This window comes from Streptococcus agalactiae ATCC 13813 (assembly GCF_000186445.1).
Taxonomy (GTDB): Bacteria; Bacillota; Bacilli; order Lactobacillales; family Streptococcaceae; genus Streptococcus; species Streptococcus agalactiae.
This window is the reverse complement of record NZ_GL636070.1, coordinates 1,035,528-1,054,642: the sequence shown is the minus strand read 5'-3', so window position 1 is coordinate 1,054,642 and position 19,115 is coordinate 1,035,528. Positions and strand designations below refer to the sequence as shown.

19 protein-coding genes are annotated in these 19,115 nt (G+C 35.3%); 1 reads left to right on the top strand and 18 read right to left on the bottom strand.

Annotated elements, in window-relative coordinates; translation table 11 throughout:
• Positions 1–6: 6 nt before the first annotated feature.
• The 14 genes from HMPREF9171_RS108085 to HMPREF9171_RS108150 form a co-directional block, all read right to left on the bottom strand.
• Positions 7–1,539, bottom strand: coding sequence for a chloride channel protein (locus HMPREF9171_RS108085; RefSeq protein ID WP_000427429.1), 1,533 nt, complete (start codon positions 1,537–1,539; stop codon positions 7–9).
• A 108-nt stretch (positions 1,540–1,647) separates the two neighbouring features.
• Positions 1,648–2,721, bottom strand: coding sequence for an ABC transporter substrate-binding protein (locus HMPREF9171_RS108090; RefSeq protein ID WP_001255369.1), 1,074 nt, complete (start codon positions 2,719–2,721; stop codon positions 1,648–1,650).
• A complete protein-coding gene (locus tag HMPREF9171_RS108095; protein ID WP_000712712.1) occupies positions 2,714–3,490 on the bottom strand; it encodes an ABC transporter permease in 777 nt (258 codons plus the stop codon). Before HMPREF9171_RS108095 ends, HMPREF9171_RS108090 begins: the two co-directional genes overlap by 8 nt.
• The gene (locus HMPREF9171_RS108100; protein WP_000753812.1) at positions 3,487–4,281 is read right to left on the bottom strand and encodes an ABC transporter permease; all 795 of its coding nucleotides are present in this window, start codon (positions 4,279–4,281) and stop codon (positions 3,487–3,489) included. Before HMPREF9171_RS108100 ends, HMPREF9171_RS108095 begins: the two co-directional genes overlap by 4 nt.
• Positions 4,265–5,419, bottom strand: a complete 1,155-nt coding sequence (locus HMPREF9171_RS108105) for an ABC transporter ATP-binding protein (RefSeq protein ID WP_000184098.1) — start codon at positions 5,417–5,419, stop codon at positions 4,265–4,267. The genes HMPREF9171_RS108100 and HMPREF9171_RS108105 overlap by 17 nt, the downstream gene beginning before the upstream one ends.
• Positions 5,420–5,467: 48 nt before the next feature.
• Positions 5,468–6,370 carry a UDP-N-acetylmuramate dehydrogenase gene (gene murB, locus HMPREF9171_RS108110; RefSeq protein WP_000598027.1) on the bottom strand — a complete coding sequence of 301 codons (903 nt, stop codon included), beginning with the start codon at positions 6,368–6,370 and terminating at the stop codon, positions 5,468–5,470.
• Positions 6,371–6,513: 143 nt separating this feature from the next.
• Positions 6,514–7,002 carry a 2-amino-4-hydroxy-6-hydroxymethyldihydropteridine diphosphokinase gene (gene folK, locus HMPREF9171_RS108115; RefSeq protein ID WP_000214500.1) on the bottom strand — a complete coding sequence of 163 codons (489 nt, stop codon included), beginning with the start codon at positions 7,000–7,002 and terminating at the stop codon, positions 6,514–6,516.
• A complete protein-coding gene (gene folB / locus HMPREF9171_RS108120; protein WP_000358071.1) occupies positions 6,999–7,361 on the bottom strand; it encodes a dihydroneopterin aldolase in 363 nt (120 codons plus the stop codon). Before folB ends, folK begins: the two co-directional genes overlap by 4 nt.
• A 1-nt stretch (position 7,362) precedes the next feature.
• Positions 7,363–8,166 (bottom strand): dihydropteroate synthase, encoded by an 804-nt coding sequence (gene folP, locus HMPREF9171_RS108125; RefSeq protein ID WP_000690156.1) that lies wholly within the window; start codon positions 8,164–8,166, stop codon positions 7,363–7,365.
• A gap of 3 nt (positions 8,167–8,169) precedes the next feature.
• A complete protein-coding gene (gene folE / locus HMPREF9171_RS108130) occupies positions 8,170–8,733 on the bottom strand; it encodes a GTP cyclohydrolase I FolE (RefSeq protein WP_001133587.1) in 564 nt (187 codons plus the stop codon).
• Positions 8,734–8,751: 18 nt separating this feature from the next.
• The gene (locus HMPREF9171_RS108135) at positions 8,752–10,014 is read right to left on the bottom strand and encodes a bifunctional folylpolyglutamate synthase/dihydrofolate synthase (RefSeq protein ID WP_000222110.1); all 1,263 of its coding nucleotides are present in this window, start codon (positions 10,012–10,014) and stop codon (positions 8,752–8,754) included.
• 1 nt (position 10,015) lies between these two features.
• A complete protein-coding gene (gene rarD / locus HMPREF9171_RS108140; protein WP_001224295.1) occupies positions 10,016–10,903 on the bottom strand; it encodes an EamA family transporter RarD in 888 nt (295 codons plus the stop codon).
• Positions 10,890–11,756: a homoserine kinase gene (gene thrB / locus HMPREF9171_RS108145; protein ID WP_001220331.1), complete on the bottom strand. Its 867-nt coding sequence runs from the start codon at positions 11,754–11,756 to the stop codon at positions 10,890–10,892. The genes rarD and thrB overlap by 14 nt, the downstream gene beginning before the upstream one ends.
• A gap of 1 nt (position 11,757) precedes the next feature.
• On the bottom strand, positions 11,758–13,041 hold the full coding sequence (locus HMPREF9171_RS108150; protein WP_000152823.1) for a homoserine dehydrogenase: 1,284 nt from the start codon (positions 13,039–13,041) through the stop codon (positions 11,758–11,760).
• Positions 13,042–13,217: 176 nt separating this feature from the next.
• On the opposite strand from HMPREF9171_RS108150, the gene HMPREF9171_RS108155 reads away from it, so the two are divergent.
• Positions 13,218–14,105 carry a polysaccharide deacetylase family protein gene (locus tag HMPREF9171_RS108155; RefSeq protein ID WP_000951506.1) on the top strand — a complete coding sequence of 296 codons (888 nt, stop codon included), beginning with the start codon at positions 13,218–13,220 and terminating at the stop codon, positions 14,103–14,105.
• 22 nt (positions 14,106–14,127) lie between these two features.
• On the opposite strand, the gene HMPREF9171_RS108160 is transcribed toward HMPREF9171_RS108155, so the two are convergent.
• The 4 genes from HMPREF9171_RS108160 to HMPREF9171_RS108175 form a co-directional block, all read right to left on the bottom strand.
• Complete coding sequence (locus HMPREF9171_RS108160; RefSeq protein ID WP_000037481.1) at positions 14,128–15,675, bottom strand: BCCT family transporter; 1,548 nt, start codon at positions 15,673–15,675, stop codon at positions 14,128–14,130.
• Positions 15,676–15,817: 142 nt separating this feature from the next.
• A complete protein-coding gene (locus HMPREF9171_RS108165) occupies positions 15,818–17,194 on the bottom strand; it encodes an NAD-dependent succinate-semialdehyde dehydrogenase (RefSeq protein ID WP_000323650.1) in 1,377 nt (458 codons plus the stop codon).
• 73 nt (positions 17,195–17,267) lie between these two features.
• Positions 17,268–18,275: a YeiH family protein gene (locus HMPREF9171_RS108170; protein ID WP_000897649.1), complete on the bottom strand. Its 1,008-nt coding sequence runs from the start codon at positions 18,273–18,275 to the stop codon at positions 17,268–17,270.
• A 107-nt stretch (positions 18,276–18,382) separates the two neighbouring features.
• Entirely contained in the window at positions 18,383–19,069 is a 687-nt protein-coding gene (locus HMPREF9171_RS108175) for a hypothetical protein (protein ID WP_000714061.1), read from the bottom strand.
• Positions 19,070–19,115 lie beyond the last annotated feature (46 nt).

Sequence of the window (19,115 nt, the reverse complement as noted above, 5' to 3'; positions counted from 1 at the left end):
ATTAGTTTACATCAGCTGTTCACGTACTTCTTTAATTTCCGATTCATTCACAACTAAAAAAATGGTGTCGCCAGCATTCAAGATAGTATTTCCTGATACTACAGCCGATGTCTTATGATGAATTTGAGTCGTTATTAACACATTTTCTGGTAATTCTAAATCTCGGACATACTTTCCTGATATTTTATCTGAAACAGTTAATTCAATCAATGTAGGTGTCATTACTTTATCTTTTGGATTGAAGGTCATTTTAGCCAACATCGCTTCATAAATAGGTTCTCCCTTTAATAAATCCATGACAATATAAGATACCATTGTTACAATTCCAATAGCCATTAATTGTTTTAAATCGCCAACCATTTCTGTAACCAAAATCATAGCTGTTAGTGGTGCTTTTGAGATTGCACCAAAATAGCCCGCCATTCCTAGAACAACAAATAAAGATATCTGCTGATGAGATATTATACCAAAGTACTGCATACCTACTGCAAAAAAAGCACCTGCTAAAGATCCTAAAGCTAGAATTGGTAAAAAAATTCCTCCTGGCAAGCCACTACTGTAACTCAACATACTCCATAAAAAACGAATGAGGAAAAATAATCCTAACATCATCAGACTAAGATTACTCCTAGGCAGTGATACAATTAAGCCATTTCCACCCCCCAATAATTGTGGGAAATAGTAACCAATAGGAAGAATAAAAATTACCGCTAATATACCATATAGGTGAGATGGTAGATGAAATAGTTTACCTAAATAATCATAGATCACATGAAATCTCAAAATTACCCACTCATAGATAAAGCCTAAGATACCCAAAAAGAGACCCATGAGTAAAAAAATCCAATAAAAGTTGAGATTTAAAGATGGTAATTCTGATGGTAAAGCTAAAACTGGGGTTAAACCAAAGATATTAAGTGAGACAAAGTTTGCCACTAAACTTGCTACCAAAGCTGTTATCCAAACTAAGCGAGAAAAATTATGGTAAATTTCTTCAACTACAAATAAAAGGCCTGCAATAGGAGCGTTGAAGGCTGCTGAAAGACCTGCTGCCGCACCACTAGCAATTAAAACACGTTTTTCCATTCGACTAGCATTGAGATACTGTGCAATTCCCTTGCCTGTCATAGCTCCTAACTGAATACTGGGACCTTCGCGACCAAGCATAAGTCCCGAAGAAATAGCTAAAATACCCGCAATGAATTTCTTCCATACAATACTAAACCAGTCTGGCGATAGCATTCCTTTAAGTTCACCTTCAACATGCGGGATACCTGAACCTTTAATATCAGGATCAGATTTGATAAAAAAACCTATTATCACTGCAGCGATAATACTAGTAACCGTAATGCTCAATAAAATAATTGGTTGATAATGGGCACTTTTATAAAGTTCCATAACAACTAAAAAAATTTTTTCAATCGCTAATCGAAATATGCTGACAACAAATCCTGCTATTAAGCCTACTACTATTCCTCTCCAAACAAATCCCAGAATTGATTCAAGTGAAAACTGAAATTCATTTTTATGATTTTCCATATTTTCCTCCTTTTCTTACAATTATTTTAACAAAAATATCACAAACTTTCTAGGAACTCTTGGTAACTAAAAATACCTCTCATCAGAGAAGTACTTTTAGTTAATAGATTACTTACGATACATTTTAAATTGTAAGTACAAATCATTGTAAATACCAAGCCATTTTTGACCCAAGTTATTATAAACTTCTAAATGATCAATTGTTTTATCAGGAGGATAAAATGCTTTATCATTTTTGATATCTGCTGGTAACAGCGCTTTTGCTTTGAGATTAGGGGTCGCATAACCAATATATTCTGCATTTTGTGCCGCATTTTTAGGTTCCATCATGAAATTAATAAAGGCATAGGCTTCTTTGCGATGCTTTACTGTTTTGGGGATTACAATATTATCAAACCAAAGGTTCGATCCTTCACTAGGAACAACGTAATGCAAATGCTTGTTCCCATCAAGCATTTCTCGTGCTTCTCCAGAGAATGTAACACCAATCGCTGCATCTCCCTGAATCATATAGCCTTTCATCTCATCAGCAACAATAGCCTTAACGTTTGGTGTTAGAGCATCTAACTTTTTAGAAGCGGCTTTTAATTCTGATATGTTCTTTGTATTCAATCCATATCCCAAGGAATTTAAACCAACTCCAATAACCTCACGTGCACTATCAACTAGCATGATTTTATTTCGAAACTCTGGACGCCATAAATCATCCCAATGTTTAGGAGGAGTTTTAACTAATTGATCATTATAAACAATCCCAACAGTTCCCCAGAAATAAGGAATCGAATATTTATTTTTAGGATCGAAACTCAAATTTTTAAACCTAGCTCCAATAGCATCCCAATTAGCTATCTTTGAATGATCAAGTTTAACCAGAAGGTTTTCTTTTATCATTTTGTCAATCATATAATCACTAGGTACAGCAATATCATATGTCGTCCCACCCTGCTTAATTTTGGTGTGCATAGCCTCATTAGAGTCAAACGTTTCGTATTGTACTTCAATTCCAGTTTCTTTTGTAAATTTTTTTAATAAGGCTGGATCAATATAGTCTCCCCAGTTATAAATAACTAACTTATCTGAGTTAGGTGTTGAACTACTCTTTTTTTCTAAGTAAGTGGTTAAACCAAAGAAGATCAGGATAACAAGAACAATACCGCCTAAAAAGGAATAAACTCTACGCATTCTTTTCTCCCTTCTCTTTCGAAATATAGTAATAACCAATTACCAATAAAATACTAAATAAAAAGACAATAGTTGACAAGGCGTTAATTTCCAATGATATACCGCGACGTGCGCGTGAATAGATTTCTACTGAAAGCGTTGAAAAGCCATTACCTGTAACAAAGAAAGTAACCGCAAAATCATCTAGCGAGTAAGTGAAAGCCATAAAGAAACCTGAAATAATACCCGACGACAAATAGGGTAACATAACTTCTTTAAGCATTTGCCAAGTTGAAGCTCCTAAATCATAGGAAGCATTAATCATATCATCATTCATTTCTTTTAAACGAGGTAAGACCATTAAAACAACAATAGGAATAGAGAATGCAACATGGCTCAATAATACAGAAGTGAAACCTAACTGTAAACCAATAACAGTAAATACTAAGAGAAAACTTGCACCAATCATAACATCTGGTGCTACTAAAAGGATATTATTAAGCGATAAAATAGAGGTTTGATGTCTACGTCTTACCTGATAAATCCAAATAGCTCCAAAGGTACCAATAATTGTAGCTAATAAGGCGCTAAGAAAAGCCAAAAAGAATGTTTGCACTAAAATTAGCATTAAGCGGCTATCCTGAAACAGTTCTCCATAGTGACTAAAGGTGAATCCAGTAAAAGAATTCATATCCCCACCTTTATTGAAAGAATAAAAAATCAAATAAATAATAGGAATATAAAGGATAATAAAAACAAGTGCTAAATAGATATTTGCGAATTTTTTCATGCTTTCCTCTCCTTTGTTAACCACATAATAGCAACCATCACTAAAATTAAAATAACCCCTATGGTAGAGCCCATACCTTTATTTTGTGTGATTAAAAAATGTTGTTCTATGGCTGTCCCTAAAGTGATAACTCGATTACCACCAATAAGACGCGTAAGCATAAAGAGACTCAAACTAGGAATAAAGACAGATTGTACACCTGCTCTTACACCATTCAGAGATAGAGGAAATATAACCTTCTGAAAAGTTTGCCATGCATTTGCACCCAAGTCATCACTTGCATAAATGAGATTTTGATCAATATCATCCAAGGCATTAAAAATGGGTAATAACATAAACGGTAATTCAATGTAAGCTGCTACAAAAAGAAATGAAAAATCTGTAAATAGAATCTGTTTCGGACCGATACCTATAAAGGTTAAGAAGGCGTTAATTCCCCCTTGTTGACCAAAGATCCCCATAAAAGCATAGGCTTTTAACAAAAGATTAATCCATGTTGGCAAAATAACTAGCATTAGCCATAATTGCTTGTGTTTTAATTTTGTAAGCAAATAAGCAGCTGGATAGCTAATCAAAAGCGTTATGAAACTAACGATGCCTGCATATAGGACCGAGTTAAAGCTCATTTTAAGATAGGTTCCTGAGCTAAAAAACGTCTGGTAATTAGCTAAAGTAAAGTGCCCATTAATATCAAAGAACGAGTTCCAAGCAATCAAAGCAACAGGTGCTAATACAAATAAGAATAACCAAGCCATATAAGGAATTGAAAATAGACTAGAGGTTTTCTTCATTTCTCTCCTCCTCGATAGCATTGATTAAACCATCCTCATGATCGTCAGTGTCTACATATTCTTCAATGCGCGCATCAAATTCTTCTTCTGTTTCATTAAGACGCATAATATGTATATCTTCTGGAGTGAAATCTAAACCAATAACTTCACCCTCAATAGCTTTACGAGTTGAATGAATCATCCATTCATTACCTAAATCATCATAAGCAATAATTTCATAGTGGACACCTCGAAAAAGTTGTGTGTCCACTTTAACTTGAAGTTTTCCTTCATCGGGTAGGGTAATTTGAAGATCTTCTGGACGAATAACTACTTGGACTGATTCATTAGGGCGCATACCGCCATCAACAGCCTCAAAGCGCTTACCGTTAAATTCAACCAAATAATCCTCAATCATCTTGCCAGATAAGATATTTGATTCACCTATAAAAGTTGCTACAAAATGATTGATAGGTTCATCGTAGATATCTACTGGTGTTCCTGATTGAACAATTTCACCTTCATTCATGACGAAAATCCAATCACTCATTGCCAACGCTTCTTCTTGATCATGTGTGACAAAAACAAAGGTAATTCCTAAACGTTGTTGCAGTTCTCGCAATTCATATTGCATCTCTGTACGCAATTTCAAATCCAATGCTGATAAGGGTTCATCTAGTAAGACTACTTTAGGTTGATTGATGATAGCACGCGCTATCGCAACACGCTGGCGTTGTCCTCCTGATAATTTTTGAATAGCTCGCTTTTCAAACCCTTCTAAACGAACCATTTTTAGAGTTTCTTGAACACGTTTTTGAATTTCTTTCTTATCCATTTTTTTCAACTTTAATGGAAAAGCAACGTTTTCAAAAACCGTCATATGTGGAAACAAAGCATAGTTTTGGAAAACGGTATGAACATCCCGTTTATTAGTGGGAACATCATTGATGCGTTTCCCATCTAAGTAAATATCGCCTGTACTCGCCTCTAGCAAACCTGCAATAATATTTAAGATAGTTGATTTACCACTTCCTGAGGCCCCTAATAAGGTGTAAAATTTACCTTCTTCAAGTTCAAAATTAATATCTTTTAAGACAACGGTGTTGCTGTCTTCAAATACCTTTGATACATTTTTAAATGCAATTATTGGGTTAGTCAATTCTCATAAATCCTCCATTTTTCTGACTAAAGTAAGTACTAAACTACTTTATAATAGCGACTCACCGATAATACGAACTTCTGGTTCCAAATGAACACCTGAAGTTGATTCAACGGTGTTAATAACATGTTCAATAAGATTTTCATAATCTTGAGCTGAACCTTCTGCAATGTTAACCATAAAACCAGCATGTTTTTGACTAACCTCTACTCCACCAATACGTTGACCTTTAAGATGTGCTTCGCTAATGAGTTGCCCTGCAAAATGTCCTGGAGGACGTTTGAACACAGAACCACAAGAAGGGTATTCTAAAGGTTGTTTCAGCTCACGGAGATAGGTTAAACGATCCATTTCCTGAGTAATCATGAGATGATCTCCTGGTTTTAAGGCAAATTTAGCTGATATAACAATATCTCCACTCTCTTGAATGACAGAATGACGATAACCAAATTGCATATTCCTAGCTTCAATCGTCTTGAGTTCACCCTGTGGTGTCAAAACTTGTGCAGACAATAAAATATGAGCAATTTCACCACCGTAAGCACCAGCATTCATAAAGACTGCTCCACCTACACTTCCAGGAATTCCACAAGCAAATTCAAAGCCAGTTAAGCTATGATAACGTGCAATACGAGTTGTTTCAATGAGATTAGCTCCTGCTTCTGCTTCAATAACATAACCGTTGACTGTAACAGTTGACAGTTTATCAAACATGATAACAAAACCACGGATACCACCATCTCTAACGATAATATTACTCGCATTTCCTAAAACCATCCAAGGAATATTTTGACTGTTAGCAAACTTAACAATACGCGATAGTTCAAGGCGATTCCTTGGGAATGCAAGATAATCAGCAGGTCCTCCTACTTTAGTATAAGTATATTTCTTTAAAGGCTCATCAAAGCGAATATCGAGACCTTCTAATTCTTTTTGTATTGTTTTAATCATAACCTTTATCTCAATTCTGTTTTATTGTGTTTTATAGACACAAAAAATCGGCATAAAACCGATTTCTATTATACCAAAAATATAGGTTGTTGACGATACATTATCACAATTTCTGTGTATTTTAATTTTAAAATCCTAACTGACTATTCGACTGGTTTTAAATAATGAACTTCTCCTAAATTCAATTTTTCGAGATAGTCTTCTAGCTTAGAACCATTAGGTAAACTTAGTTGAGGTGCTATTTCGAGTAACGGAACTAAAACAAATGCTCGCTTCGTCATATACGGATGGGGTACTACTAAATCTTCTTGGTTAATCACTTGATTACCAAAAAGTAAGATATCAATATCTATTGTTCTTGGACCCCAGTGCTCATGTCTCACGCGCTTTAAGCGTTTTTCAATTTCTTGACAATAATCCAATAATTCAAAAGGTGCTAAGTCTGTCTCTACCTGACAACATATATTAAAAAAATCTTCTTGGTTAGTATTCCCCCAAGCAGCTGTTTCATAAATAGCGGAAATTTGCGCAACTTTTGTCTTTTGCAAATGATCAATTGAAAAGAGAGCCTGCTTCAGGAAAGTTTCTCTATCACCAATATTACTACCTAAACTCAAGTAAACGGTTGTCATGCTCGCTTGCGCTCCAATTCAATTCCAACTGATTCATAGTGCCCATTAATTGGTGGATTGTCTTTTGTAATCTTTAATGTAATAGCTTGTACTGGATGAAACTGTAAGAAAATATCTTCAACAATAACACCTGCTAATTTCTCTATTAATTGATACTGTTCGTTTTCAACATGATTTTTAATACAGTCAAAAACTTCACCATAATGAACCGTATCAATTAAATCATCAGTTTGTGATGCTTTTGCCAAATCAAGTGATAGAACAGCATCAACTTGAAAAACTTGCCCCAATGTTTGTTCTTCCGAAAAAGCACCATGATAACCATAAAACCGACATTTATTTAAATAAATCTTATCCATATTACACCAACTGACTAATTACTGTCACAATGTCCTTATTTACTTCAACATTGTGAACACGTACAATCTGACACCCCTTTGCTATTGCCCATGCTGACAAAGCAGCAGTCCCCATATCACGTTCAATTACTTCCCTATTACCACCTAGAAGATAATTAACAGTACGTTTTCGAGAGATCCCAAATAACACAGGATAACCTAAATCACACACTTGTTCCAAACCTTTTAATAGTTCTAAATTTTGCTCCTCTGTTTTAGCAAAACCAAAGCCAGGATCTATCCAAATATTATCCTTTGAAACACCTGCTTCTAAAGCACGCTCTGCTCTTTCAAGTAAGAATTCACAAACTTCTTTTTTGATATCTTGATAAACAGCTTCTTCCTGGTTATGCATCAAAATAATTGGAACATTTCGTTCTGCTGCTAAAGATAGCATTTTACCATCATATAAACCTGACCAAACGTCATTTAAAATATGTACACCTGCATCAAGGGCTGCTTGAGCTACCTCTGTTTTATAAGTATCTATTGATAACAAAAGATCAGGGTAGACCTCTCTAATAGCTTTAATCATTGGAACTACACGTTTAATTTCTTCTTCAGCAGTCACAAATACTGCACCTGGCCGCGTTGATTCTCCACCAATATCTACAATTGCCACCCCTTGTTCAAGCATCTCACCAACTTGATTTAAAGCTGAATCAATTGTGGTATAAGAACCACCATCTGAGAAGGAATCAGGCGTTACATTTAAAATCCCCATGATACAAGCTTTACCTGTAATATCATATTGTCCTATTTTCATCTTTTATCCTTTTTGTATTAGCGATAGAATTTCTTGTCTTTCATATCGATCGTCCTTGTATAAACCACGAGCTACCGTTGTAATCGTCTTACTTCCTGGTTTTTTTATGCCACGCATTGTCATGCACATATGCTCTGCTTCTATCATAACAAAAATACCTTTAGGCGCCAAAGCATCCTCTAAAGCTTGTGCAACCTGTGCTGTTAAACGTTCCTGAAGTTGAGGACGCTTACTCGCCACTTCAACTGCACGTGCAAGCTTACTAAGTCCAGTAACACGTCCATCGTTTGGTAAATAAGCAATATGAGCTTTACCATAAAAAGGAACCAAATGATGTTCACACATGGAATAGAATGGAATATCCTTGACAATCACAACCTCTTCATGATTTTCAGAAAAGACTGCAGTGAATTGCTCCTTTGGATCTTGATTAAGTCCTGAGAACATTTCTATATACATTTTTGCCACACGCTTCGGTGTATCTTTCAATCCTTCTCGATCAGGATTTTCTCCTAAAGCCTCTAAAAATTGATAAATAGCTTTTTCCATTTTTTCTTGATTGGGCATTAATTTATCCTATCCTTTTTAAGTTGTTGTAGTTTTGATTAATAGTAGTTCCTGACGAACTTGAGAAATAAAATAAAGGGAGCCAGTAATCACATAGAAATCTTTATCTGATATCAGATTTATATCATGTAGCCATTTCTTCCAATCACTAACTCTAGTGTACGCTTTAGGATATTTGTCTAGGCTTATTGATTTAGGGTAATCAAAGCTAGTAACCGAAACCGGAGCGATACTAGACAATGATTCTAACATACTCTCTATCGGTTTAGTATTAATTGCAGCAAATAGAATATGCACGTTTTTCTGCTGATATTTTTTTATAACTTGAACGAGAGCATCGACACTTTCATTATTATGAGCGCCATCAATCATTACATTTGGAAAGATTAATTCTGTACGGCCTACCCATTTTGTCATTTCAAGCCCATCTTTAATGGTCTGTAGGGTTAACTTTGGATATTTGTCTCTTAATAATAAACTGGTAGTTATAGCTATGCTAGCATTGGAAACTTGGTGATGTCCTGGCATTTGCAACTGAATATGATCAATATTTGCTTGAGGACCTATATAGTTAAAATAATTTCCCTCTTCTTTTATATAAAAGTCATTGTGTAAACGATAAGTCTGGCTGTGTGTTTCCTCGGCTTTTATTTGAAAGACTTCTTCAACATCCTGACGATCATTAGCATATACGAATGGAACTCCTTTTTTTAAAACACCTACTTTTTGCTCAGCTATATCTACATAAGTTCGTCCTAAAACCTCCTGATGATCTAATCCAATTGACGGACAAGTAACTGCTAAAGCCTTGAACATGTTGGTAGAATCATAATAACCGCCCATTCCAGCCTCAATAATGACGATATCAACCGGACAGCTATTGCCAAAGTAATAGAACATCAAAACTGTTATAACTTCAAATTCTGTAGCTGGTTCTAGGTTGGTCTCAAGGTGCAACCGTTCAACAACTGGACGAACAGTTTCAACAAGTTTGATAAAATCAGACTCTGGAATCATTTGACCATCAATGCTAATACGCTCTCTAAAGTCAACAATATACGGTGATGTAAATGTTCCAACTTGATAACCAGAATTGGTAAAAATATGTTGTAAATAACTAGTTGTTGATCCTTTACCATTCGTTCCAACAACATGAATGGCAGATAGGTTGTTTTGAGGATTTCCCAACTGCTCTAGCATCCATCTCATACGTTCCAAACCTGGTTTAATACCAAAAGCTAATTTGCTATGAATCCATTCTAGCGCTTCTTGATAAGTCATCTTATTTACCTTTCTTTAACATCGTATGTACTTGTCCAATACTAAAAACTAAAATAGCAAGCCAGATAAAAATAAAACCTATTACCTCCCCACTAACGATAGTTTCTTTAAAAATAAACAATGCTAGCAATAATTGGATGGTTGGATTGATGTATTGGATAAAACCGATAATATTTAGAGGAGCCCTCTTAATGGCTTCTGCAAATAATAAAAGAGGAACTGCTGTAATGATTCCTGAAAGTGAGAGTAAAACTAATTGTAATATATTATAATCAGTTAGAAAATCTTTGGCGAAAAACACTATATAAATGAGTGCAAACGGAGCAATAAAACTACTTTCTACCAGCATCGAAAAATCGCTAGATAAAGAAATTGATTTTTTTAATAACCCATAAAAACCAAAAGAAAGCGCTAGAGTTAGTGAAATTAAAGGAAAATGACCAGTTTGATAAACTAAAACTCCAACTCCCATGATTGCAATCAAAATTGCAAGGCTAACTACTCTTGCCAGATGTTCACGTAAAACAAGGACCGACAACAAAATTGAAATAATCGGCATCATATAATAACCAAGACTTGCCTCAGTAGCGTGACCATGCGTGACTGCAAAAATATAGACCAACCAATTAATTGAAATTAAAATACTGGCTACAAACATTGTCCAAAATGACTTTTTATTATTAACTAAGCCTTTTAAGTCTTTTAAATAGACTGTTTTTCTACCCGAAACGAGCATATAAATAAGCATAGTTAAAACAGTGAATATAATCCTATAAGCAAACGTACTATATGCTTCAATTCCAGATAATAATTTCCAATAAAGAGATAAAAGCCCCCATAAAACATAGGCTGACAAGCCAAGGATAATTCCTAAATTATCTTTTCTCAACTCTCACTCCTTTTCGCTCAATATTAAGTACTTGAATCTGTCCATCTAAACATAATTTACTTAACTCTGTGACAATTGGTTGTTCTTTTTCTTTCGAACACAGAACCATTACCGTCGGTCCTGCTCCAGACAAATAAGTAGCATACGCACCGTTTTGAGTGCTGATTTGTTTTATAACTCCAAATTCCTTCACCAAAGGTTGACGATATCTTTCATGAAAGAGGTCCCTTTCTATAGCCCATCCAGCAGTTACCAAATCACCTTTCAACAACGACGCAACCATCACATTAGCGACGCTGCTTGAAGCAACTGCATCCTCATAACTCAATTTTTGAGGTAGTACATTTCGACTATCACTTGTTTTTAATTCATAATTTGGAATAAAAGCGATAAAGGAACTATCTGGAAACATCACTTCCAAACTTTTAATATCATTTTTCACTATTGATGAAATAACTAAATCACCAAAAATGGCCGGTGCTACATTATCAGGATGTCCTTCTAATCGGGTAGCTATCTCTAATTTTTCTTTTTGAGAAAGAGCCAAATTTCCTAATTGATTAGCTAATTCTATTCCTGCAACAATTACAGAGGAAGAAGAACCTAAACCTCTGGCCAAAGGAATATCTGAAAACATTTTTAAGCGGTGTGGTGCCAAATCCGACTTAACATGCAAAGCTGTTTGAATAAGGAGGTTAGTATGATCTTTTGGAATATTTACTAAATTGTGTTCAACTAACCACTCTGTACTTTCTTCTAATACTTCAATGCTTAAATACTTTGATAACGCAACTCCTATTGAATCAAAGCCTGGACCAATATTCGCACTAGTTGCAGGTACAATTATCCTCATTTCACCCTCCTATTACTTTGAAAACATTGATTAACTGAATGACACCACTCTCAGGAAACTCCTCAATAAATTGAGTTATTTTCTCTTGGCTAACTTCATCTGTTAATACATAGATTTCTTGTTGTTTATCATCCAATGCTTTTTCAATAACATTTTTCAAACCTATATTTTCTTGCTCAAAGTACCTTCCAAGTGTATCACTATCTTCAGCATTTCTCAAAGAAATAGCTAGATAGTACTCATTGAAGATATCAGACTGCATTGACAACCTACACGGACAATGATAAGTATTCATAGGCTTAATTTTTATCTGTGATCGAATACTACGACTAATATCGATGATATCGGCTAAAACAGAGGTTGCTGTTGGATTTTGTCCCGCACCTGGTCCATAAAAAAGAGACTGACCAATCCCTATTGATTCAATGAATACTGCATTCATCACATGATTAACTGCAGCTAAGGGATGCTCTTGAGAAATTAGTGTCGGAGAAACGTCTACACTTATACCAGTTGGAGTTTCACGAAGATCAGCTACCAACTTAATGGCAAAGCCCATCTCCTGAGCTACTTCAACATCCTCTGAGCGAATACTAGAAATCCCCTTATAATTAACATCATCAAAATCAATAGGCATACCAAATCCAAATTGACTTAAGATAGTGGCTTTGTAGGCAGTATCAATACCTTCAACATCATTTGTAGGATCACTTTCGGCATAACCTAACTCTTGTGCCTTTTTTAGAGCTTGTTCATAAGACCATCCCTCTTCAAACATTTTTGTTAACATGAAGTTGGAGGTACCGTTGAGAATTCCTAATAAACGTGTCATTTTATCTGAGGCAAACGAATGCGATAGGGTCCTTAAAATAGGAATGCCTCCAGCAACTGCTCCCTCATAGAATAAAGCTAGACCTCTAGCGTCTGCTAAATCCATCAACTCTTTTCCGTGTAAAGCAATGAGATCTTTATTGGCTGTCACAATATGTTTACCAAATCCTAATGCTTGACTCAAATAAGTTTTAGCTGGCTCAATCCCCCCCATTAATTCCACTACAATATCAATTTGTGGATCTTGAAGAATAGTATTTATCTCTGTCACAAAGTTATAAGTAAATCCCTGATTGATGAAACGCTGGCGGCTTTCATTATCTCTTACTAATACTTTATCAATCACAATATCTTCGCCTTCTAAAGAAAGTAGCTTATGTTGATTTTCTTTTAGCAAATATGGAATACCCTTAGCAACCGTTCCAAAACCTAATAAAGCTATTTTAATAGTCATGAATTTCTCCTTAGAAATTGTCTCTAACTTCAAGACAAACATTGGCTATATTATAACAAATTACCAATATTTTTTATAGGGTAAACGCGTCTTGTCCTATGAAAGTTCTTAAAAAGAGAATATTATTTCAGAAAAGATGATACAATAAAAGTACTTTAAAAGTTAAGGAGAAATAAATGGCACACACACCTACTAGTCATCGTAAACCACGAAAACGTTCCCCATGGTTAGCTATTGCTTCTGTCTTTTTTTTGTTAATAGCTTTAATCGGCATATTTCTATTCTTCAACAATCGTTCAAAGCAAGAAATAAAAACAAAAACGAACGCCTCTAGTCATCGAAAAATTGTCACATCTATCAAAAAAAAGAAATGGGTTAAGCAAAAGACTCCTGTTAAAATACCCATTTTAATGTACCATGCTGTTCATGTTATGGACCCTTCTGAAGCCGCCAGTGCTAACTTAATTGTGGCACCTGACATTTTTGAAAGTCATATAAAACGTCTCAAAAAGGAAGGATATTACTTCTTAGCCCCTAACGAGGCATATCGTGCACTAAACGAAAATGCTTTACCTGAAAAAAAAGTCATTTGGATTACTTTTGATGATGGAAATGCCGATTTCTACACTAAGGCATACCCTATACTCAAAAAGTACAAGGTTAAAGCCACTAATAATATCATCACTGGCTTTGTTCAAGAAGGACGAGAATCTAACCTCAACGTTCAACAAATGCTAGAAATGAAGCAAAACGGCATGTCATTCCAAGGACATACGGTTACTCACCCCAATCTTTCTCTCTTAACTCCAGAACTACAAACCCAAGAAATGACACTATCAAAACAGTTTTTAGATCAAAAACTCTCTCAAGATACTCTTGCGATTGCTTATCCATCAGGACGCTACAATCCTACAACTTTGGATATTGCTAGTCAATATTATAAACTAGGCCTTACAACAAACGAAGGAGTTGCAACAAAAGATAACGGTTTGCTTTCTCTTAATCGAGTTCGTATCTTACCAACTACTAGCGATGATGATCTGATCAAGACGATTAACCAATAAAAAGAAGCCTTTTGGCTTCTTTTTATTCTTCATAAGATTTAAATGGTTCATTTTTACGTGGATAACGATCTGGAGAAATCGATAAGCCCATTTCTTTTTTCTCATGGAAAAGCTCCACTAATAGCGCTAGCATCATCAAAATCATTACGAATGAAAATGGCAGAGCGACAATAATTAAAACGTTCTGCAGCGCTAACAGACCACCAGACAAGAGTAAGACAATAGCAATCACTGCTAACACCAGCCCCCAAATTACTTTAGTTCGATTTTTTGGGTTTAAATTACCATCTTCTGTCAACATAGCCAAAACGTACGTTGCAGAATCTGCTGATGTAATAAAAAATGAAAAAATTAAAATGATAGCAATAATGGATAAAAGCCAACCTAAAGTGTAGTGATTAAAAGTAGCAAACAATACTTCCTCTGTTGCAAACTTTGTCAAATTAGTACCCAGTTGTTGTACCTGGGTTGATAATGTACCAAATGCTGCAAACCATACAAAACTCAATAATGTCGGTATTAAAAGAACTACCGTTAAAAACTCCCGAATGCTACGCCCTTTAGAAATACGAGCGATGAAAACTCCAACAAAAGGAGGCCAGGAAATCCACCACGCCCAATAAAAAATCGTCCAATTATCAATCCAAGAACGTTTAGTATTGTCAAAAGCAGCTGCACGAAAGCTCATTCCAAAGAAATTTTGTAAATAAGAGCCTAAAGACTCTGTTAGGGTATCAAAAATACGAACCGTTGGTCCCAATACAATAACTAAAGCTAAGAGGGCTACCGCTAAAATCAAATTTAAGTTCGATAAAATTTTAACACCTTTTCCTAAACCTGATAAAGCTGACATAACAAATAAAGCTGTTGTAATAAGGATAATAACAATTTGAACAAATGCATTATTGGGAACACCCAATAAAAAACTTAACCCTCCGTTGATTTGAGCAGCTCCAAATCCAAGTGTCGTAGCAACTCCAATAACTGTAGCAACAACTGTGGTGATATCAACAATTTTTCCTAGCCAACCATCTGTCTTATCACCGAAAAGAGGCTTTAAAGTGACAGACAAGAGGTATTTCTCTTGCTTTCGAAATCCAAAATAAGCTAGAGCCAAAGCAACCAATGCATATACTGCCCAAGCATGTATCCCCCAGTGAAAAAATGTAAAACGAAATGCATCAGCTAATGCTGTTTGCGATTCCTTAGGTGTACCAGGTGTCGAAATAGCAAAATGCGATAAGGGTTCAGCTGCTCCGTAGAAGACCAAACCAATCCCCATACCTGCTGAAAACATCATTGCTATCCATGATACAGTTGAATATTCAGGACGTGAATGAGGTTGCCCTAAACGTATTTGTCCAAGAGGACTCATAATAAAAAAGACACACAAAGCAAGAATTGAAGTAACTAACAACAAGTACAACCAACCGAAATTGGTAGATACCTGTTCACGCAAGATTTGTGTCCAAGATTGAAAACCACGAGGAACAATAATTCCTAATAAGACTAAAATAAGCGATACAATTAGTGAACCTGTAAACACAGGCGTAATATGTTTTTTACTCAAAATTTCCTCCTATACTAAAATAGTATAGCATACTTTAATAAATACTCCTCTCATTTTAGCCACCTGTATCAAGACCTCTCCTTGTCTCCTCAACAAAAAAGAACCAAATAACATTATCTGGTTCTTGTGTTTGACTTAGTGATTAATCACTATTTGGTGTAAATACCAAATGTTCGTTGACAAAGGCATCAAATCCAAGTTGGCTCAACTCACGACCATATCCTGAATTTTTAATACCTCCAAACGGTAATTCCGGTAATGATGTCCACCCTGAATTAATAAATGTCATCCCTGTTTCAATCTGAGCCGCCACTTTTTTAGCATGTTCTGGATCAGAAGAAAAAACAGTGCTTCCTAAACCATAACTAGAATCATTAGCTAAAGCAATAGCTTCTTCTTCAGTATCCACTTTATAGATAGAGGCTACGGGGCCGAAAATTTCTTGATTATAGATTGGATTTGCTTTAGTGATATTCGTTAAAACAGTTGGCATGACGAAGTTTCCTGGATGATCTATAGTGTCATTTCCAAAAACTACCTCAGCACCGTGGTCTACCGCCAATTTAATTTGTTTTAAAACATCATCCTTTGCACCTGCAGATGACAGTGGAGCCAAGGTTGTTTCCGAATCCATTGGGTCACCCCATTTAGCAGACTTAAAGGTCTCAACTACCATATTTACAAATTCGTCATACTTATCAGCCATGACAATGAAACGTTTTGAAGATGTACATACTTGACCTGCATTATATAAACGCGCAAAGAATATTGTTTTACTAAGTAAATCAAAATCAGCATCATCTAAAATAAGAAAAGCATCGTTCCCACCTAATTCCATAGACGATTTTTTCAAATTTTTACCAGCTTCAGCTGCTATTGATGCCCCACCACGCTCAGAACCAGTTAAACACACACCTGCAACACGAGGATCTGATATAAGGTTTGAAACTTGATCATACGAAGCAAAAATATTTTTAAACGCTCCTTCTGGAGCTCCTGCTTCTCGGACTAAATCCTCAAACGCTTGAGCTGAGGCAGGACAAATAGAAGCATGTTTTAAAAGCATAGTATTACCCACTATAAAGTTAGGGGCAAATACACGCATAATCTGATAAAATGGGAAATTCCATGGCTCGACAGCAAGTAAAACACCGACAGCTTGTTTCAAATAGTAAGCCTCTCCATTTGGACTTTCTAACGGAACAGGTTTTAAAAACTTTTGCCCATTATCAGCATAATAGTCAGCTATGTCTGCACACAAGTCCACTTCTCCTTGTGCTTCAGTGAAAAGTTTTCCCATATCTTTAGTCATAACTTCAGCGTACTTATCACGGTCCTTACGTAATAAATCTGCTACTTTATGCAATTGATTTTGGCGTTCTTCAACATTATCTTCTTTGCGCCATGTCTTGTAGAGGGCATGCGCTATGTCTAATGACTGTTCGAGATCACTGTCACTGATATTATCGAATTCATGCAATACTTCGTTAGTGTACGGATAAATTGTTTTATATGCCATAATGTTCCCTCCTTTTGATATCCTCATTATAACATTTATGAAATCGATTACAAATATTTAGCTTTAGACAAGATCACCAAGTTCCAAGGATAGCTTGCATTGTTAAACTAACTATAATAATGCCTAACCAACACGCTACACCTAAAAGAATTGATTTTCCTCCAGTTTTAATTAGTTTGCTGACATTAGTATTTATACCAATCGCCCCCATTGCCATAACAATAAAAAATTTAGATAAAACCTTAAGTGGATCAAAAATACGTAACGAAAAACCTAATGAAGCAACTATCGTTGTTAGCAAAGAAGCTAAGATAAAATAAAGCACAAACTTCGGAAATATCTTAGTAACACTTACAGATTGTTCTTTCTGCGTTTGTTTCATATGATAAATAGATAATACAATCGTAATTGGAATGATGGCTAATGTTCGTGTCAATTTAACAATAGTAGCTCCGCCTAAAGTATTGCTGTGATTGATAGCATCCCATGCAGTAGCAGTTGCTGTAACTGACGAGGTATCATTGACAGCAGTCCCTGCAAATAATGCAAAACCGTGATCAGAGAGACCAATAAAATTCCCCAGCGTTGGAAAAATTAAAGCCGCTAAGATATTGAATAAAAAAATAACCGAAATAGCTTGTGCTACTTCATCATCTTTAGCATTAATAACTGGTGCAGTCGCTGCAATTGCGGATCCACCACAAATAGATGAACCAACACCTATTAAAGTAGCAATCGTTTTATCTAACTTAAATAACTTTTGCAAAACATAAGCAATAATCAATGAAATGGAAATCGTCATAATAATGATGGGTAACGATGATATACCAACTTTCATCACTTGCATGAGGTTTAGTCCAAAACCCAATAAGACAACTGCTGTTTGTAAAATATATTTAGACGTAAAAGCAATACCCTTATTAAATAATTGTCGATTTTGATAAAAGGATCCAACAATTATTCCAATCAAGATAGCAAAGACTGGTGCTCCTATTAAAGGGAGATAAAGCCCAAGCAACCAAGATGGTATAGCAATAATAAAGCATAATATTAGTCCAGGAATTTTTTCCTTAAATAACATGATAGTCCTCCTCACATTGACTATTATATCACAAGCTTTAAAACGTGGCAGGAAAACCGAAAGAGGACCAGAATATGCTCTGATCCTCTTTCATTACTAATTCACAATTATTTAGTTACTTTCATAAATGGATATGATTTTTCATTACCTAAAATCAATTTAGAGCCCTCTTTTTTATAGGCTGTTTTTTCACCATTTTTCACAATATTACCATAGAACGCATTTGCCTTTTTATTGATATGCGATACTTTAATAACACTTGTTAAGCGATGTACTTTACCATCCATAACTGGCAATGTCATTTCACCAGTATTAGTATTATATTTTCCTCCGACAGCTTGTGCAGCACTTTGGAAACTTCTATCAATTTGTTGGTCAATTTGTTTGTCAGTGATTTTTGTTTCATCAAAAATCTTTTTACCTGCTTCACTTAAATCATTGTAAGTCAAACCTTGATCTTTTAATTGTTTTTCAAGAGCTTTATCAATAAAAGTTTTTATAGCTTGATGGAATTTTACCTCATCAATTTGAGCAGTGACTGTTATCTTTGCCTCATCGTTTTTGACGTTCATATGCATATTAGCGCCCTTAACCAAATCAGCTGCACTAATCCCCATATCCGCTGCCTGACTTCCAAGTTGTTGTTCTATTTCTTTCTCAACTTGCTTCTCTAAAGAAACTGTACGCCATTTCCCCTCTAGTGACTGACGATTATTCCAGAAATAGAGACCGCCTGCACCTACAATTAGAATAAGTACTAGTACAGTTAAAAAAACTTTTAAAAACTTTTTCATGATAAAAACTCCTTATGATAAACTACATTAATAATAACATAATATC

Coding starts and splice junctions, on each gene's coding strand:
- HMPREF9171_RS108090 (WP_001255369.1), bottom strand. CDS start 2,721: ATGCGTAGAGTTTATTCCTTTTTAGGCGGTATTGTTCTTGTTATCCTG.
- HMPREF9171_RS108175 (WP_000714061.1), bottom strand. CDS start 19,069: ATGAAAAAGTTTTTAAAAGTTTTTTTAACTGTACTAGTACTTATTCTA.
- murB (WP_000598027.1), bottom strand. CDS start 6,370: ATGATTAAAACAATACAAAAAGAATTAGAAGGTCTCGATATTCGCTTT.
- HMPREF9171_RS108170 (WP_000897649.1), bottom strand. CDS start 18,275: ATGTTATTTAAGGAAAAAATTCCTGGACTAATATTATGCTTTATTATT.
- folE (WP_001133587.1), bottom strand. CDS start 8,733: ATGCCCAATCAAGAAAAAATGGAAAAAGCTATTTATCAATTTTTAGAG.
- folK (WP_000214500.1), bottom strand. CDS start 7,002: ATGACAACCGTTTACTTGAGTTTAGGTAGTAATATTGGTGATAGAGAA.
- HMPREF9171_RS108150 (WP_000152823.1), bottom strand. CDS start 13,041: ATGACTATTAAAATAGCTTTATTAGGTTTTGGAACGGTTGCTAAGGGT.
- HMPREF9171_RS108095 (WP_000712712.1), bottom strand. CDS start 3,490: ATGAAAAAATTCGCAAATATCTATTTAGCACTTGTTTTTATTATCCTT.
- HMPREF9171_RS108155 (WP_000951506.1), top strand. CDS start 13,218: ATGGCACACACACCTACTAGTCATCGTAAACCACGAAAACGTTCCCCA.
- HMPREF9171_RS108100 (WP_000753812.1), bottom strand. CDS start 4,281: ATGAAGAAAACCTCTAGTCTATTTTCAATTCCTTATATGGCTTGGTTA.
- HMPREF9171_RS108165 (WP_000323650.1), bottom strand. CDS start 17,194: ATGGCATATAAAACAATTTATCCGTACACTAACGAAGTATTGCATGAA.
- folB (WP_000358071.1), bottom strand. CDS start 7,361: ATGGATAAGATTTATTTAAATAAATGTCGGTTTTATGGTTATCATGGT.
- folP (WP_000690156.1), bottom strand. CDS start 8,166: ATGAAAATAGGACAATATGATATTACAGGTAAAGCTTGTATCATGGGG.
- HMPREF9171_RS108135 (WP_000222110.1), bottom strand. CDS start 10,014: ATGACTTATCAAGAAGCGCTAGAATGGATTCATAGCAAATTAGCTTTT.
- thrB (WP_001220331.1), bottom strand. CDS start 11,756: ATGAGGATAATTGTACCTGCAACTAGTGCGAATATTGGTCCAGGCTTT.
- HMPREF9171_RS108085 (WP_000427429.1), bottom strand. CDS start 1,539: ATGGAAAATCATAAAAATGAATTTCAGTTTTCACTTGAATCAATTCTG.